Raw genomic sequence first — 15,919 nt, 5'->3', positions numbered from 1 at the left:
CGCGCCCCGCCCGGCGTCCGTGACGAGCGTGCCGTCGCAGCCGAATCGCCCGTGGGGGCACGGACCTGTCTTCAGGCGGGGCCCGCGCGGCGCGTGCCTGGATACACCGTGTATGTACGGCGATGTCGACTGACACCGGAAGTGTTCACCGGCGCCCACAGAGCGTCAAGGTCGCCGACACCAACGGTGACAGCCGCCGTTGTGTCCGAGCGAAGGGAATTGCGGTCGGTCGGTTACGACGATCAGCCTAGGCCGGGTTCCGCCACCGCGCACCCGGCCTGGGCGGGGGCGGTCCCCGAGCCGCGCCGGATCTCGTGTCCCGGCAAGCCCGCCCGGCCCAGCACCCAGCTCGCCCCGTGCAGCGATTTCGCGGCCTTCTTCAGCGGGGCGAGACACGCCGCGGCCTGCCGGTGGTCCGTCACACTGCCCGGCGGACACACGACCGTGGCCAGGGACAACGTGACGGGACGCCCACCCGCCGACCACGGCGCGTCCAGCACCGAGAGGGCCAGCGGATCCAGCCACTCCGGTTCGGCGAGCACCAGGAAGTCGTCCCCACCGATGTGGCCGACGCGAGTGCTCCCGGACGCCGCCTGTTGTAGCGCCCGCCCCACCGAGCGGATCAGCTCGTCCCCTGCCGCAAACCCGGCCCCGTCGTTGACCTGCTTGAAGTGGTCCACATCCAGCCAGCTCAGCGCGAACGGCCGGCCGTCCGCGATGCGGCGGTCCACCTCGCCGGTGATCGCGTCCGAGCCGGGCAGCCGGGTGAGCGGATTGAGCCCGGCCGCCTCCTCGACCCGGCTCTCGGCCAGTGCCCGCACGAGGTCCGCCAGCCGTACGACACCCACGCACCGCCCGGTCCGGTCCACCACCGCCACATCGTCCGAGGTACGGCCACGGTCGCCGACGGCCACCACGTCCAAGACCTCCCAGGCGGTGGCGTCCACACCCACCATCCGCGGCGCGTCCCCCAGCTTGGCGGCAGGCCGGTCGGCGTACAGCGCATGTCCGTAGCGCCCCGACATCGACAGCAGGAAGCGTGAGCGGTGCACCGAACGGACGGGCCTTCCGTGCGCGTCCACGAGCAGCACGCCCGACACCTCGGGAGCCCCGGTCAGCAGTGCCCGTACCTGACCGGCCGACGCGGTGGCGGGCAGCAGCGCAGCGGGCCGTACGAATTCCAGCACCGAAGGCCCCGACCTCGGGAGGGCCACGGCGCCGGGGGAGCGGGGCGGAACGTATACGTCCGCCGCGGGCAGCCGGGCCGGCGGTGCGAACAGCTCGCCCTGCGCCAGCTGAGCCCCGGCCGAGACCGCTGCCGCGCACTGCAGTTCCGTCTCGACCCCCTCGACGGACAGGAGCGCTCCCAACTGCTCGCACAGCGTCCGCATCGCCTTGACCGCCGCCGGCCGCGCCAGCAGCGACGCATCCAGTTTCACCAGGTCGGGCCCCATGTCGATGAGCAGCCGCAGGGGTAGGTCCCCGTCCCCGACGCCGTCCGCACTGATCCGGAAGCCCTGCGCCCGCAGCGCGCTGACCGCCTCCAGCAGCGCCTGCTGCGGGACATGCGTGTACGGCGGCCCGATGTCGATCGTCACCTCCCACGGCAGCCGTCCCGCCTCCCGCACGGCGGTGTGCAGCGGGGTGAGGCCGCCGAGGTCGGCCAGGGTGCCCGCGAACACATTGACGTGCAGCGGCAGCAGCGTCTCCTTGTGAGCGGCCGCACGGACGGCCAACACCGCCAGCCGGCCGTCGAGTTCGGGGTCTCGACGGGCCTCGGCCAGGATGTCGCCGGTCTCCGGGCGGGCGAGTATCTCCAGCCCTGCGACCCCTCCGGTGGTCAGGTTGACCACGGGCTGGAAGGCGAAGCGGAGAGTATCCGTCCAGGAGTGCACGGGAGCATGATGGCTCCGCCGGCACACGCCCAGGCCCAGTTCATGAGACGTTCACGCAGCATTCCTGGTCGGTCACGCAGCGTACGAGAAAGGGCTTGCTCGGCCGCCTACCGCAGCGCGACGACCGCCGACCCGTGTCCGAACAGTCCCTGGTTCGCCGTGATGCCCACTCGCGCCCCCGCGACCTGCCGCTCACCGGCCTGCTGCCTCAACTGCCAGGTCAACTCGCACACTTGGGCAATCGCCTGAGCGGGAACCGCCTCTCCGAAGGAGGCCAGCCCGCCACTCACGTTCACCGGTATGCGCCCGCCCAGGGCCGTCGCCCCCTCCCGCAGCAGCTTGGCGCCCTCTCCCTGCCCGCACAGCCCCAGATCCTCGTACCACTGCAGCTCCAGGGCGGTGGACAGGTCGTACACCTCCGCGAGGGACAGGTCCTCGGGGCCGAGGCCCGCCTCCTCGTAGGCCGCCCGCGCGATCGACGAGCGGAACGTCTCGGCGGCAGGCTCCACCGCCACCGCGGAGTCCGTCGCGATGTCCGGCAGATCCAGGACCGTGTTGGGGTAGCGCGGCGTCACCGTGGACACGGCCCGGATCCGTACCGGTCGCCTCGCTCCGTGCCGATGTGCGAATTCCATGCTCGACAGCACCAGAGCCGCGCCTCCGTCCGACGTCGCGCAGATGTCGAGCAGCCGCAGCGGATCGGCGACCACCGCCGAGGCGGCGACCTCCTCGGCGGTGACCCGCTTGCGGTAGCGCGCGTTGGGATTGAGCGCCCCCAGGGCCGAGTTCTTCACCTTGACCTGGGCGAAGTCCTCCACGGTGTCGCCGTGCACGGCCATGCGGCGGCGCGCGTACAGCCCGAAGTACGTCGGATTCGTCGCCCCCAGCACCCGGAAGCGCAGCCAGTCCGGATCCTCGGGCCGGTCGCCTCCCGCCGGCCGGAAGAACCCCTTGGGTGCCGCGTCGGCGCCCACGACGAGGACCACGTCCGCGAGACCCGAAAGGATCTGCGCCCGGGCGGTGCTGACGGCCTGCGCCCCGGACGCGCACGCCGCGTACACACTCGTCACTCTGGCCCCCTGCCAGCCGAGGGCCTTCGCGAAGGTCGCACCGGCCACATAGCCCGGATAGCCGCCCCGCACGGTGTCGGCGCCGACGACCGAGCCGATGTCCCGCCACCGCAGCCCCGCGTCGGCCAGCGCCGCACGGGCCGCCGCGGTCCCGTACTCGACGAAGCTGCGCCCCCATTTGCCCCACGGGTGCATGCCCGCGCCGAGCACCGCCACCTCACCTGTCATGCCCTCACCCCCGTCGGCCGCCAGTGCCAGGTCGTCCAGACCGTCTCCGTGTCCTCATGGAGCACGCCCGGGACGACCTCCACCTCCATGCCCACCGTCAGATCGGCGACGGTGACCCCAGGAGCCGCCTGCCCCAGTACCACGATCCGCTCGAACTCCAGCTCCACAGCGATCAACGCGTACGGCTCCCACGGAAGTTCCGGATTGGTCACATAGGGTGACGGTGGCCGATATCGGCTGTCGGTGTACGACCAGATGCGCCCGCGTCGGGACAGCGGCACCTCCTCAAGAGCGCCGCCCGCGCATCCGGGATTCCGGCAGTGGGTGTCCTCGCGGGGGAAGAACACCGAACCGCACGATGCGCAGCGGGTGCCGAGGAGCCTGAAGCCGTCCCCGTCGCCGCTGAACCATCCGTCGACCACGGGCATGCGTGTACGAGACAAAGCCCCTCCCTGACGTATGATCTGACGGAACGTCAGAAGTGTGTCACGGGCATCCGGAATTGGGCAGGGCAGGGGACATGACACGTCTCTCCCGTGCAGTGCGCGGTCTGATCACCGCACTCGCCGCCGTGCTGGCCGTGACCGCCGCCTCCGCACCCACCCGGGCCGCGACGGAGCCCAAGGCGCCGAAGGACTTCGTGGCGCTGAGAACCGTGGACCCGACGATCATCCAGGAGATGCGCTACTTCACCCCGCACAACTTCGTCGGCGAGCGCATCGACGGCTACCAGCAGCCGATCTGCCTCCTCACCCGGCCGGCCGCCGAAGCACTCCACAAGGCCCAGCTGAGGCTGCTGCGCAAGGGCTACACCCTCAAGGTCTACGACTGCTACCGGCCGCAGCGCGCCGTGAACCACTTCGTGCGCTGGGCCGAGGACCTCGACGACCAGGCGATGAAGGGCGAGTTCTATCCGAACGTCGACAAGACCCGTCTGTTCGAGGACGGTTACATCGCCAAGAAATCCGGCCACAGCCGCGGCTCGACCATGGACCTCACCATCGTGAAACTCCCCGCCAAGCCGACCCGGCCGTACCACCCGGGACAGCCCCTGGTGCCCTGCTACGCCCCCAAGGACGAGCGCTTCCCCGACAACTCCGTCGACATGGGCACCGGCTTCGACTGCTTCGACACCCTCGCCCACACCCTCGACCCGCGCATCCAGGGCGAACAGCGCGCCAACAGGCTGCTCCTCAAGGCCACCCTGGAAGGGCTCGGATTCGTGAACCTCGCCGAGGAGTGGTGGCACTACACGTACAAACCCGAGCCGTACCCGGACACCTACTTCGACTTCCCCGTCTCCTGGAAGTCGCTCACCAGCGGCAACTGAGCCGCCCCCCTAAGACGCCCATCATCTGATCGGATACATTCCGCTTCGTGTCCGAAACTCATGCCTCCACCCCCAACTCCGCGCCCGACTCCCACTGTTCGAGCTGCGGAGCGCCCTACGGAGAGGGCGTCTCCGGTTGGCCCCGCACCTGTCCGGCCTGCCATGCGGTGGCCTACCGCAACCCGCTGCCGGTGGCCATCGCGCTCCAGCCCGTGTACGACACGAAGGGCACCGCCCTGGTCGTCATCACCCGGACCGTCGCCCCCGCGCGCGGAGGCATCGCGTTGCCCGGTGGTTACATCGACGACCGCGAGGACTGGCGGCAGGCCGTCGTCCGCGAGCTCAAGGAAGAGACCGGCATCGACGCGGCGGGCCGCGATGTGCGGCTCGTCGACGCCATGAGCTCACCCGACGGGCACCTGCTGCTGTTCGGACTCCTTCCGGAGCGGCCGGCCGAAGGCCTCCCGCAGTCCACCGCCACCGACGAGACGGAGGGCTGGCATCTCCTGCGCAGGCCGGAGGAGCTCGCCTTCCCCCTGCACACGCTCGCCGTACGGGCTTGGTTCGAGGGCCGGTACGTCTGAGTCAGCCCTCCTTCAGGCCTCGCACACGCACCGGGTAGGACGGCTCGCTCGTGCCGCCCTCGCCGTGCCGCTCGACGATGAGCCGCCGTCTCGTCCAACGCGCGACATAGCGCTCCAGTTCCGGCTCGTCCCATCCGTCACCCGCGTCCTGCACCACCAGCCCGCCCCCGCTCCGCCCCCGGGCGGGGGCCCAGACCTCCAGTTCCAGCCCGCCGTCGTCCCCTCGCACGGGGACGACGGCACCGGCGCGCGCGAGCACCGGAATCCGCGACAGGGGGGCGTCGAGGAGCACCTGTCCCGGCCCCTCGTACATCTGCTCCGTCGCCGTGTCGTACCAGCGCCCCCGGGGCAGCTGCACCGCCCGCCGGTCCGCGCCCGGGTCAAGCACCGGCGCCACCAGCAGACAGTCGCCCAGCAGGAACGCGTCCTCGCAGTCACGCAGCGCGCGGTCCTCGGGCGCCGTCCACCACAGCGGCCGTACATAGGGCGCTCCGGTGCGCCGGGCCAGATGCGCGAGCGTCATGAAGTACGGCAGCAGCCGACGGCGTTCGACGAGCGCCACGCGCGCGTGCTCCAGAACTTCGGCACCGAACTCCCAGGGCTCCCGGCGCCCCGCCCGCAGACTCGCGTGCGTGCGGAACAAAGGCAGGTACGCGCCCAGCTGGAGCCAGCGCAGATACAGCTCCGGCGACGGGCTCCCGTCGAAGCCGCCCACGTCCGGCCCCGAATACGGCACTCCGCACAGCCCCAGCCCCATGACCAGCGACAGCGAGGCACGCAGCCCGGGCCAGCCCGTGGCCACGTCACCCGACCACGTTCCCCCGTAGCGCTGCAGGCCGGCCCAACCGGAGCGCGAGAAAATGAACGGCCGTTCCTCGGGAGCCAGTTCGCGCAGCCCCTCGTAGGCAGCCCTGGCCATGCACAGCGCATAGACGTTGTGCGCCTCCCTATGGTCTCCGCCCCGTCCTTCCAGCGAGTGCCTGGCCGAACGCGGCAGCGTCGACTCCCCGAAGGCGGCGAACGAAGTGGGCTCGTTCATGTCGTGCCAGAAACCCGAGAACCCCTGGGCGAGCCGCTCCTCGTACAGACCGCCCCACCACTCACGCACGCGCGCGTGCGTGAAATCCGGGAAGACCACCTCTCCGGGCCACACGACCCCGCGTACGAGCCGTCCCGAAGCGTCCCGCACAAAGGCGTCCACGGCGACCCCGCTGTCGTACACCACGTTGTCCTCTGCGGCCTTGACCGCGGGGTCGACGATCGACACCAGCCGGATCCCGTCCCGGCGCAGCTCCTCGGCCAGCACCGGCAGCTTCGGAAAGTTCTCCTGGTCGACCGTGAACACCTGGTGCTCGTCGTAGTGGTCGATGTCCAGATGGACGGCGTCGAGGGGCAGCCCGCGCTCCTGGTAGCCGGAGACGATCCGCCGGACCTCCTGCTCACTGCCGAAGCCCCAGCGCGCGTGGTGATGCCCCAGCGCCCACGCCGGCGGCAGCGCAGGCGCGCCCGTCAGGGACGCCCAGGTGAGCAGCACGCGCGCGGGGGTGCCCACGACCACCCAGCAGCGCAGCGGGCCGCCGTCCATCCGCAGCTCGCACGTCCCCGCCCGGTCGTGTCCGGAACCGGCCCCCTCCTCGCCCTCGCGCAACGTCACCGTGCCGTCCCACGAGGTGTCGTGGAACACCAGATGCGTCGCCGCGTCGGCCACCACCAGCTGCACCGGCATCGTGAGGTACAGCGGATCCTCAGCGGGACCGAACGCGCGCCCCGGATCCGTGTTCCACAGGCGGTACGTTCCTTCGCGCAGCCGTGGCCCCGACGCCCGCCCACCGAGCCCGAAGAACCGCGCGTCCGCGGCCACCTCCGAGCGTTGCATCCAGCGTGCGGTACCGCCCCCGACCGGCTCCCACCACCGGGGCGGCAGATCACGGCGCAGGGGCACACCTCCGGGCGTGAGCACCTCGATCGCGCCCTGCCGCGAGACGACGACCGTCACCCGCTCGGCCACGACCCGCCAGCCGCCGTCCTTGTCCGGCTCCAGGACCGCCCGGGGATCCGGCTCCGGACAGGGGCCCGGCAGCGCGTACGACGGCTCGGGAGAGGCCCCGTCCCATCCCCAGAAGACCGCCCCGTTCACCGCGACGAAGATGCGCAGCTCGGACCGGCCGAACCGGACGATGCCACCACCCGGACCGGGCTCCACCTCCTGCACGGGCCCGGGCACCCGGGCACGCTCGGCGCCCCGCGACGGCAGTGCTGCGGCGTCGGCACGCCTCCTGCGCCACGCCGCCCTCACGGTACGCAACCCCTGGGCCGACCTCACCGAACCGACCACCCTTATCGAACGCACCAGGTCACGACCGTCCATGCTGCTCACCCTGCCATTGACCGCCCCACGCGCGTGTGTCGTTCAACTGCCGTTCACCTGTGCCGGGACCACATCTTCACTACGCCGACTATGTGGGGCGCGCCCTGGTGTAGAAGTCGATCACATGGCATCGTCCGTGTCAGCCGCGTCGCGCGCGCACCCCAGCTCGTGCGCGACCGACGTATACGCCGCGCACAGCCCGGGAGCCGCCCCATGTCGACCGTGAACCCCCAGCCGCTCTGGCAGCCAGATCCGGAACGCATCGCCCAGGCGCAGGTCACGAAGTTCCAGGCCTGGGCGGCCACACAGCACGGCGCTCCCGCCGAGGGCGGCTACGCGGCACTGCACCGCTGGTCCGTAAACGAACTGGACACGTTCTGGAAAGCCGTCACCCAGTGGTTCGACGTACGGTTTTCGACACCCTACGCGCGCGTACTCGGCGACCGCTCGATGCCGGGCGCCCAGTGGTTCCCCGGGGCGACTCTCAACTACGCCGAGCACGCCCTGCGCGCGGCCGCCACCCGCGCGGACGAACCGGCCCTCCTGCACGTCGACGAGACACATGAGCCGCGCCCGGTGACCTGGTCCGAGCTGCGCCGCCAGGTCGGCTCCCTGGCGGCCGAACTGCGCGCCCTCGGCGTGCGCCCCGGGGACCGCGTCAGTGGCTACCTCCCGAACATCCCGCAGGCCGTCGTCGCCCTCCTCGCCACCGCCGCCGTGGGCGGCGTCTGGACCTCCTGCGCCCCCGACTTCGGCGCCCGCAGCGTCTTGGACCGCTTCCAGCAGGTTGAACCGGTCGTCTTGTTCGCCGTCGACGGCTACCGCTACGGCGGCAAGGAGCACGACCGCCGCGACATCGTCGCCGAGCTGCGCCACGAACTTCCCACGCTGCGTGCCGTCGTCCACATCCCGCTTCTCGGGACCGAGCCCCCCGCAGGCGCCTTGGACTGGTCCGCCCTGACCGGCGCGGACGTGGCGCCGGTCTTCGAGCAGGTGCCCTTCGACCACCCCCTCTGGGTGCTCTACTCCTCGGGCACGACCGGCCTGCCCAAGGCGATCGTCCAGTCCCAGGGGGGCATCCTGATCGAGCACCTCAAACAGCTCGGCCTGCACTGCGACCTGGGCCCGGAGGACCGCTTCTTCTGGTACACCTCGACCGGCTGGATGATGTGGAACTTCCTCGTCTCCGGCCTCCTCACCGGCACGACGATCGTGCTCTACGACGGCAGCCCCGGCTTCCCGGACACGGGCGCCCAATGGCGCATCGCCGAACGGACCGGAGCCACGCTCTACGGCACCTCGGCGGCGTACGTCATGGCCTGCCGCAAGGCCGGCGTCCACCCGGCCCGCGACTTCGACCTCTCCAAGGTGCAGTGCGTCGCCACCACCGGATCCCCACTGCCGCCCGACGGGTTCCGCTGGCTGCACGACGAGGTGCGCGACGATCTGTGGATCGCATCCGTCAGCGGCGGCACGGACGTGTGCTCCTGCTTCGCAGGAGCGGTACCGACCCTCCCGGTGTACATCGGAGAGCTCCAGGCGCCCGGCCTCGGCACCGACCTGCAGTCCTGGGACCCGACCGGCAAGCCCGTGACCGACGAGGTCGGCGAACTCGTCGTCACCAACCCCATGCCGTCGATGCCGATCCACTTCTGGAACGACCCCGACGGCAGCCGCTACCACGACAGCTACTTCGACACCTACCCCGGTGTATGGCGCCACGGCGACTGGATCACCGTCACCTCCCGCGGCTCGGTCGTCATCCACGGCCGCTCCGACTCGACGCTCAACCGCCAGGGCGTGCGCATGGGCTCGGCCGACATCTACGAAGCCGTCGAGCGCATCCCCGAGATCAGGGAATCCCTCGTCATCGGCATCGAACAGCCCGACGGCGGCTACTGGATGCCCCTCTTCGTGCACCTCGTCCCCGGCGCCACCCTGGACGATGCCCTGCTGGCCCGCATCAAGCAGACCATCCGCGAACAGCTCTCACCGCGCCACGTCCCCGACGAGATCATCGAGGTCCCCGGCATTCCGCACACCCTCACCGGAAAGCGCATCGAGGTCCCCGTCAAGCGCCTGCTCCAGGGCACCCCGCTGGAAAAGGCCGTCAACCCGGGCTCCATCGACAACCTGGATCTGTTGCACTTCTACGAGGACCTCGCCCGCAAACGCGCCTGACGAGGGCGGCTCAACCGCCGTAGGTGGCCTCGGACTCGCCGAGCACGGCAGCGAAGTCCGAGGCCAGCCGCGCCGCGTCGGCCGGCTCCAGCTCGGCCACGGAGATCCGCACCCCCGGGGGTGACGAGGACCGGAACCGGGCCCCGGCGGCGACCCACCAGCCGTACGAGCGCAGTCCGTTCACCACGGCCGACTCGTCCTGCACGGGCACCCAGAGGTTCATCCCGCTCGCCCCGGACGCCGGAATGCCACGATCCTCCAGCTCTCGCAGGAGTGCGCCGCGGCGCTCTTCGTACGTCTCCTGGGCACGCGCCACCAACGCGCGCGTGGCGGCGTCGGTCAGCAACCCGTGCACGGTCTCCTGGAGGAGATGACTGACCCAGCCGGAGGTCAGCAGCAGTCGCCCGTCGTGGCGGGCCAGGGTGGTCGCGTCACACGCGGCTGCCGCCCACCGCAGATCGGTCCCGAGGAACTTGCTCACCGTGCGCACATGCACCCAGCGCGTCAATCCGCGTGCGGTCAGCGAGCGCAGGGGCGCGGCGGCGACGGCGGACGCGTGGTCGTTCTCGACGACCAGTACGTCCGGCTCGTCCTGGAGCATGTCCGCGAGCGCGTCCCGGCGTGCCGCGGAGAAGCAGCCGCCGTACGGATTCTGCGCCCGAGGGCTGCACACGACAGCCCGCACACCGGCCCGCAGTGCCACCCGCAGCGCCTCGGGCCGCATACCCTCGTCGTCCACGGCCACCGGCATGATGCGCAGCCCCAGCGCGGTGATCAGGTCCAGCAGATGGTGATACCCCGGGTCCTCCATCGCCACGGCGTCGCCGGGCCGCAACTCCACGGACAACAGCCGCCCGATCAGATCCAACGCCCCATGCGCGAAGGTCACATGCTCCACGGGCACCCCATCGGCCCCCATCCAGTCACGCGCGGCGTCCTCCAGCCGCGCCAGCCTCGGCGTCGAACGGTGCGACCGAGCGCCGGGGGACAGCCGTGACGGCGGTACGAGAGCGGGCAGCAGCGTGGGATCAGGGTGCCCGCCCGACAGGTCCCGCAGCCCCTGTGGGACCTTGGGCGGCCGCCGTGACGCCACCGCGGGAGCCGGCGCCACCACGGTCCCGCCCCGCCCTCGCGTGACGACGATGCCTCGCCCGCGCAGCTCCTTGTAGGCGGTGGCGACGGTGCCGGGACTGACCCCGAGGTCGTCCGCGAGCCGTCGCACGGGAGGCAGTGCGGCCTCGGGCCGCAACGATCCCTCCGCCACGGCCCGTTCGACGGACGCCGCAATTCCCTTGGCCGTCGTACCAGAGATCCCATATTGTGTTGCCACGTTGGAAATTATGTACCAGTACATAACTGAAGGCAAGGGGGAGCAGTGCATCCGATGCGCCGCGCAGCCGCATGGTCGAGCCGCATACCCGGAGGGCGCGACGGACGCAGAATGCTCGCCATCGCCCTCGTCGACCGCATCGGCAGCGGCTTGTGGGCCTCCGTGTCCGTCCTGTACTTCACCTACGTCTCGGGTCTGTCCGTCACCCAGGTCGGCACACTCGCCGCAACTGCCGGAGCCATCGGCATCGCCGGAGCGCCCCTCGGGGGCCGCATCGCCGACCGATTCCCGCTCACCCGCGTTCTGCTCACCGTCCAACTCCTGCGGGCACTGGCCTCCCTGGCGCTCCTGACGACGAACGACTACGCCCTGCTCCTCGCCTTTTCCGCGATCGGCAGCCTCGGAGACCGTGCGGCAAGCGTCCTCACCAGGCTCTATGCCACCCGCGTAGCGGGACCCGAGCGCGTCCGCTACCAGGCTGTCCACCGCACCGTCGCCAACGCGGGCTGGGCGCTGGGCGGCCTCGCCGCCGCGGCCGCCCTGGCCCTCGGCACCATCACCGCCTACCAGTGGCTCCTCGCCGGCGACGCCCTCTCCTTCCTCGCCTCCGCCCTCCTCACCCTGCGCTGCGGTGAGCCTCACTCCGCCTCCCGCATCGTCGCCACATCGAAAACCCCGGCACCCGCGACGAAGCCGGCCGGCACCAATCCCTGGCGCGACCGCACCTACCTCGCCTACGTCGCCACCGAAAGCGTTCTCTTCCTCGACGACGCCGTCTTCAAAGTGGGCCTGCCCCTGTGGATCGCCCACACGGGCAACGCACCGCACGGCCTCGCGCCACTGCTGCTGGTCCTCAACAACGTGATGGTGGTGGCCCTCCAGATACCCCTGGCCCGCTTCGGGACCACCACCGCGGCCGCCCGCGCGCTTCTCCTACCGCTGTCAGCCGTCTTCGCTCTCGGCGGCATGGCCATGGCGCTCTCGGCCACCCGGGGAACCGTCACCGCGACCCTGCTCCTCACGGCTTCGGCCGTCGCTTTCACCCTGGCCGAGATGCTCCACGCCACCATCTCCTGGGAACTCTCCGTCGCCCTCGCCCCCGGCACCGCGCAGGGCGCCTACCTCGGCGTGCACGGCCTGGCCCAGTCCGCTCAACGCAGCGTCGGGCCACTGGCCGTCACCGCGGCCATCACCACCGGCCCGGCCGGCTGGCTGGCCTTCGGCGCCATCATCGGTCTGACCAGCCTGATTCAGCACCGCCTGGTCCGCGATCGCTTCGCTCGGACGCCATTGTCAGTGCCGACGGTTACTGTGAGTGAGCATTGATCGACCGTGCACAGGGGGAAACATGGCGCACACCGACGACCAGACCATGCGACGCGACCTGCGCCGCGAAATCGCAGGCACCATCGGCCTGCTGACCGACGAGCACGACTTCCGCGCCATGCGGCGCTACCGCAGTTTCACTTTCGACAACCACACGAGCTACCTCCAACAGGTCGAGGCGCTTCTCAAGACACGCGCCTCCCAAGGCAGCCACACCACGGTGGCCCTCTTCGACCCGCAGGAGTACGCAGAATTCTGCGCGGACGCAGGCCTCGACCCCGACGTCCAGTCCAGCCGTACACGCTTCACCGCTGAACTGGCCACCACAGGACCGGCGCTTCCCTACGAGGGCCAGCCCTTGGCCGACCTGGTCCCGGTCCTGGTCGACGAAGCCGTCCGACAGGCCACCTGGGAGTACGCGTCCACGCTCCTCGCCCGCCTCGGCGCCTGCGCCTCCTGCGGTGAGGACATCGGCCGCGCCGCCTTCACACGCGCCTCCCATCTTCTCGTCCGCATCCTCGAGACAGCAGGGGCAGGAAACCGCCACCTCGTCTGCAGTGTCACGGCAACACCCGAAACACTCGTCTCCGTCCTCCACGCAGACGAGGACGACCAGGGCGCCATCCAACTCGACGAGGCCGAAGCCCTCGAATTCACCACGGTCCTGGCTCTCGGCATCGCCACCCAGAGCCCGGGCGGACTCGTCATTCGCACCAGCGCCCCGGGTACCACCGACCGCGTCTACGGCTGGCGTCTGCGCGGAGAAGGCCTCGAACCCCTCACGGCCGGCGAGGTGTTCGACGCCTACTGCACCGACATCGAGTCCGGAGACATCATCTCCCCGGAATCGGACGTCGACTACTGCGTACCACCGGACCTCGGAGAGGAAGGACAGAAACCGGGGCACCGCCACTGAAAGCAAAAGGGGCGTTCCACCCGCGGGTGGAACGCCCCTCAAGACAGCCCGTGCAACAACAGCCGACGGCCGCCCCGGCTACTCGCCGGACAGCACCGCCTGTGCCGCGTTGCGCGCATCCTCTGCGCTCTCCGCGGCCCGGGCCGCCCCGGCCGCACGCTCGCACTGGGCCAGCGTGTACTTGCCGAGAGTGGCCCGCACATAGGGAATCGAAGCCGCACCCATGGAGAGGGAGGTGACACCAAGACCGGTCAGCACACACGCGAGCAGCGGGTCGGACGCCGCCTCACCACAGACACCACAGCTCTTGCCCTCGGCCCTCGCGGCCTCCGCGGACAGCGCCACCAGGTCGAGGAGCGCGGGCTGCCACGGATCCTGCAGACGGGAGACCGCACCCACCTGACGGTCGGCCGCGAACGTGTACTGCGCGAGGTCGTTGGTGCCCAGCGACAGGAACTCGACCTCCTGCAGAATCGACCGAGCCCGCAGTGCGGCCGAAGGAATCTCGACCATGGCGCCGAACTTCGCCTGCAGTCCCGCATCACGGCACGCGTCCGCGAATGCCTTGGCGTCCGCACGGTCCGCGACCATCGGGGCCATGACCTCGAGATATACCGGCAGCCCTTCCGCGGCCTTCGCGAGTGCCGTCAGCTGGGTGCGCAGAACCTCGGGATGGTCGAGAAGCGTCCGAAGACCACGTACGCCCAGCGCCGGATTGGGCTCGTCGGCCGGCGTGAGGAACTCCAGCGGCTTGTCCGCGCCGGCGTCGAGCACCCGGACAACCACACGGCCCTCGGGGAACGCCTCGAGCACCTGCCGGTAGGCATCGACCTGCTTCGCCTCCGACGGGGCGTTCTTGCTGTCGTCCAGGAAGAGGAACTCGGTGCGGAACAGACCCACACCCTCGGCCCCGGCCTCGACTGCGGCCGGCACATCCGCGGGCCCGCCGACGTTGGCCAGCAGCGGCACCTTGTGCCCGTCGGAGGTGGCGCCCGGGCCGGTAGAGGCGGCGAGCGCCGCCTTGCGCTCGGCGGCCGCGGCCTCCAACTGCGCCTTCTTCTCCTCGCTGGGGTTCACGAAGATCTCACCGGTGCTGCCGTCGACAGCGATCACCGTGCCCTCGGCCAGCTCACTGGCACCCGGCAGCGCCACCACGGCCGGAACGCCGAGCGCCCGCGCAAGGATCGCGCTGTGGCTGGTCGGCCCGCCCTCCTCGGTGACGAAACCGAGGACGAGGGCGGGGTCGAGCAGCGCCGTGTCGGCAGGTGCAAGGTCACGTGCAATAAGAACGTACGGCTCGTCGCTGTCCGGAACACCCGGCATCGGCACCCCGAGCAGCCGGGCGACGATACGATTCCGCACGTCATCCAGATCGGCCACACGACCCGCCAGGTACTCGCCGGCACCGGCCAGCAGGGCCCGGTACGCGGCGAAAGCGTCGTACACGGCACGCTCGGCCGTGCTCCCGACAGCGATACGCCGTTCGACGTCGGCCATCAGCTCGGGGTCCTGCGCCATCATGGCCTGCGCCTCGAGCACCGCCTGGGCCTCACCCCCGGCCAGATTGCCGCGCGCCATCAGATCGGCCGCCACAGCATCCACGGCCTGGCGGGCGCGTCCCTGTTCACGCTCGGCGTCCTCCGCCGGAATCTGCTTGGCAGGCGGCTCCAGCACCGCTGTTCCCATGTGCCGAACCTCGCCGATCGCCACACCGTGACTCACACCGACGCCTCGCAGCGTTGTCTCCATCTCACCGTCTCCGATAGTGCGGCGGGTCCCGCCGCCGCTGTGGTTGTCCTGCTCGCCGTCATAGGACGGCACTGACGTCACTTCCAGACGAAGAGACTGTCGCCCGCCTTCACGTCACCATCGTCACGAAGATCGGAGAGAGCCTCGGCGGTGGCCTCGAGCGCCACGATGGGGCACACCGCCGACTTGCCGGCGGCTTCCACGGCAGCCGGGTTCCAGCGCACGACGCCCTGTCCCCGAGTGACGGTGTCGCCCTTGTTCACGAGCAGCTCGAAGCCGTCACCGTTGAGCTGCACGGTGTCGATACCCAGGTGCGTGAGGACACCGTGCCCGTGCTCGTCGACGACGACGAAGGCGTGCGGATGGAGAGAGACGATGACTCCGGCCACGGGAGCAACGGCCTCCGACGGCTCGCGCACGGGATCGATGGCCGTGCCCGGGCCCACCATGGCCCCGGAGAAGACTGGATCCGGCACTGCTGCCAGGCCGATGGCGCGTCCTGCAATCGGGGACGTCACGGTGGTCATGGGAAGCCTCCCAGAGGTGGAGATCCATAGGTGCCGTCACTGCTTGTGCCGGACGGCGCACTGTGGAGCAGGGTATGTCAGATGAACTGCCGGTTCCGCATGGAAGATACCCGATAGTGGTCTAGACCACCAGCTCCATCGATTTGCACCCGCTTCCCGGCCGCGTGTACAGTCGTACTCCTGCTTGAGGCCGAGCGGCGCGACTGAGCGTCCTGGCTTCAGCGGCACCCACACTTGTCAGATCCTATCTCGGGGTCACTTTCTGCATGCCTGCAGGGAGGTGGTCAGGGAGACGGAAAAACACTGATAGAGTTTGGAACACCGAAGGGAAGCGCCCGGAGGAAAGCCCGAGAGGGTGAGTACAAAGGAAGCGTCCGTTCCTTGAGAACTCAACAGCGTGCCAAAAATCAACGCC

12 protein-coding genes are annotated in these 15,919 nt (G+C 70.3%); 5 read left to right on the top strand and 7 right to left on the bottom strand.

Annotated features, from left to right (window positions below; translation table 11 throughout):
- Positions 1–242 precede the first annotated feature (242 nt).
- The 3 genes from ACIBW9_RS35815 to ACIBW9_RS35805 all read right to left on the bottom strand — a co-directional run bounded on the left by ACIBW9_RS35815 (position 243) and on the right by ACIBW9_RS35805 (position 3,615).
- Positions 243–1,895, bottom strand: coding sequence for an EAL domain-containing protein (locus ACIBW9_RS35815; protein WP_398961205.1), 1,653 nt, complete (start codon positions 1,893–1,895; stop codon positions 243–245).
- A gap of 107 nt (positions 1,896–2,002) precedes the next feature.
- The gene (locus ACIBW9_RS35810; protein WP_398961203.1) at positions 2,003–3,193 is read right to left on the bottom strand and encodes a lipid-transfer protein; all 1,191 of its coding nucleotides are present in this window, start codon (positions 3,191–3,193) and stop codon (positions 2,003–2,005) included.
- Entirely contained in the window at positions 3,190–3,615 is a 426-nt protein-coding gene (locus tag ACIBW9_RS35805) for a Zn-ribbon domain-containing OB-fold protein (RefSeq protein WP_398961418.1), read from the bottom strand. Before ACIBW9_RS35805 ends, ACIBW9_RS35810 begins: the two co-directional genes overlap by 4 nt.
- Before the next feature lie 98 nt (positions 3,616–3,713).
- Here ACIBW9_RS35805 and ACIBW9_RS35800 point away from each other — a divergent pair, with 98 nt between their 5' ends.
- Together ACIBW9_RS35800 and ACIBW9_RS35795 are read left to right on the top strand one after the other, a co-directional pair.
- Positions 3,714–4,523 (top strand): M15 family metallopeptidase, encoded by an 810-nt coding sequence (locus tag ACIBW9_RS35800; protein ID WP_398961201.1) that lies wholly within the window; start codon positions 3,714–3,716, stop codon positions 4,521–4,523.
- A 47-nt stretch (positions 4,524–4,570) separates the two neighbouring features.
- The gene (locus ACIBW9_RS35795; protein ID WP_344405891.1) at positions 4,571–5,107 is read left to right on the top strand and encodes an NUDIX domain-containing protein; all 537 of its coding nucleotides are present in this window, start codon (positions 4,571–4,573) and stop codon (positions 5,105–5,107) included.
- A 1-nt stretch (position 5,108) separates the two neighbouring features.
- Here ACIBW9_RS35795 and ACIBW9_RS35790 read toward each other — a convergent pair whose 3' ends face one another.
- Positions 5,109–7,475 carry a TIM-barrel domain-containing protein gene (locus tag ACIBW9_RS35790; protein WP_398961198.1) on the bottom strand — a complete coding sequence of 789 codons (2,367 nt, stop codon included), beginning with the start codon at positions 7,473–7,475 and terminating at the stop codon, positions 5,109–5,111.
- A gap of 213 nt (positions 7,476–7,688) precedes the next feature.
- On the opposite strand from ACIBW9_RS35790, the gene ACIBW9_RS35785 reads away from it, so the two are divergent.
- Positions 7,689–9,656 carry an acetoacetate--CoA ligase gene (locus tag ACIBW9_RS35785; protein WP_398961196.1) on the top strand — a complete coding sequence of 656 codons (1,968 nt, stop codon included), beginning with the start codon at positions 7,689–7,691 and terminating at the stop codon, positions 9,654–9,656.
- A gap of 10 nt (positions 9,657–9,666) precedes the next feature.
- Here the strand turns inward: ACIBW9_RS35785 and ACIBW9_RS35780 are convergent, their stop codons facing one another.
- Positions 9,667–10,986, bottom strand: coding sequence for an aminotransferase class I/II-fold pyridoxal phosphate-dependent enzyme (locus tag ACIBW9_RS35780; protein ID WP_398961195.1), 1,320 nt, complete (start codon positions 10,984–10,986; stop codon positions 9,667–9,669).
- 111 nt (positions 10,987–11,097) lie between these two features.
- On the opposite strand from ACIBW9_RS35780, the gene ACIBW9_RS35775 reads away from it, so the two are divergent.
- Both ACIBW9_RS35775 and ACIBW9_RS35770 read left to right on the top strand, forming a co-directional pair.
- Positions 11,098–12,312 carry an MFS transporter gene (locus ACIBW9_RS35775; RefSeq protein ID WP_398961194.1) on the top strand — a complete coding sequence of 405 codons (1,215 nt, stop codon included), beginning with the start codon at positions 11,098–11,100 and terminating at the stop codon, positions 12,310–12,312.
- Positions 12,313–12,334: 22 nt separating this feature from the next.
- Positions 12,335–13,228: a hypothetical protein gene (locus ACIBW9_RS35770; protein WP_398961192.1), complete on the top strand. Its 894-nt coding sequence runs from the start codon at positions 12,335–12,337 to the stop codon at positions 13,226–13,228.
- A 78-nt stretch (positions 13,229–13,306) separates the two neighbouring features.
- Here the strand turns inward: ACIBW9_RS35770 and ptsP are convergent, their stop codons facing one another.
- Complete coding sequence (gene ptsP, locus ACIBW9_RS35765; protein ID WP_398961190.1) at positions 13,307–14,977, bottom strand: phosphoenolpyruvate--protein phosphotransferase; 1,671 nt, start codon at positions 14,975–14,977, stop codon at positions 13,307–13,309.
- 77 nt (positions 14,978–15,054) lie between these two features.
- Entirely contained in the window at positions 15,055–15,504 is a 450-nt protein-coding gene (locus tag ACIBW9_RS35760; RefSeq protein ID WP_115909440.1) for a PTS glucose transporter subunit IIA, read from the bottom strand.
- Positions 15,505–15,919: the final 415 nt, after the last annotated feature.

The organism is Streptomyces sp. NPDC049541, assembly GCF_044465725.1.
Classification (GTDB): domain Bacteria; phylum Actinomycetota; class Actinomycetes; order Streptomycetales; family Streptomycetaceae; genus Streptomyces.
The sequence above is the reverse complement of the archived record's forward strand: the minus strand, read 5'-3'. Positions and strand labels throughout refer to the sequence as shown.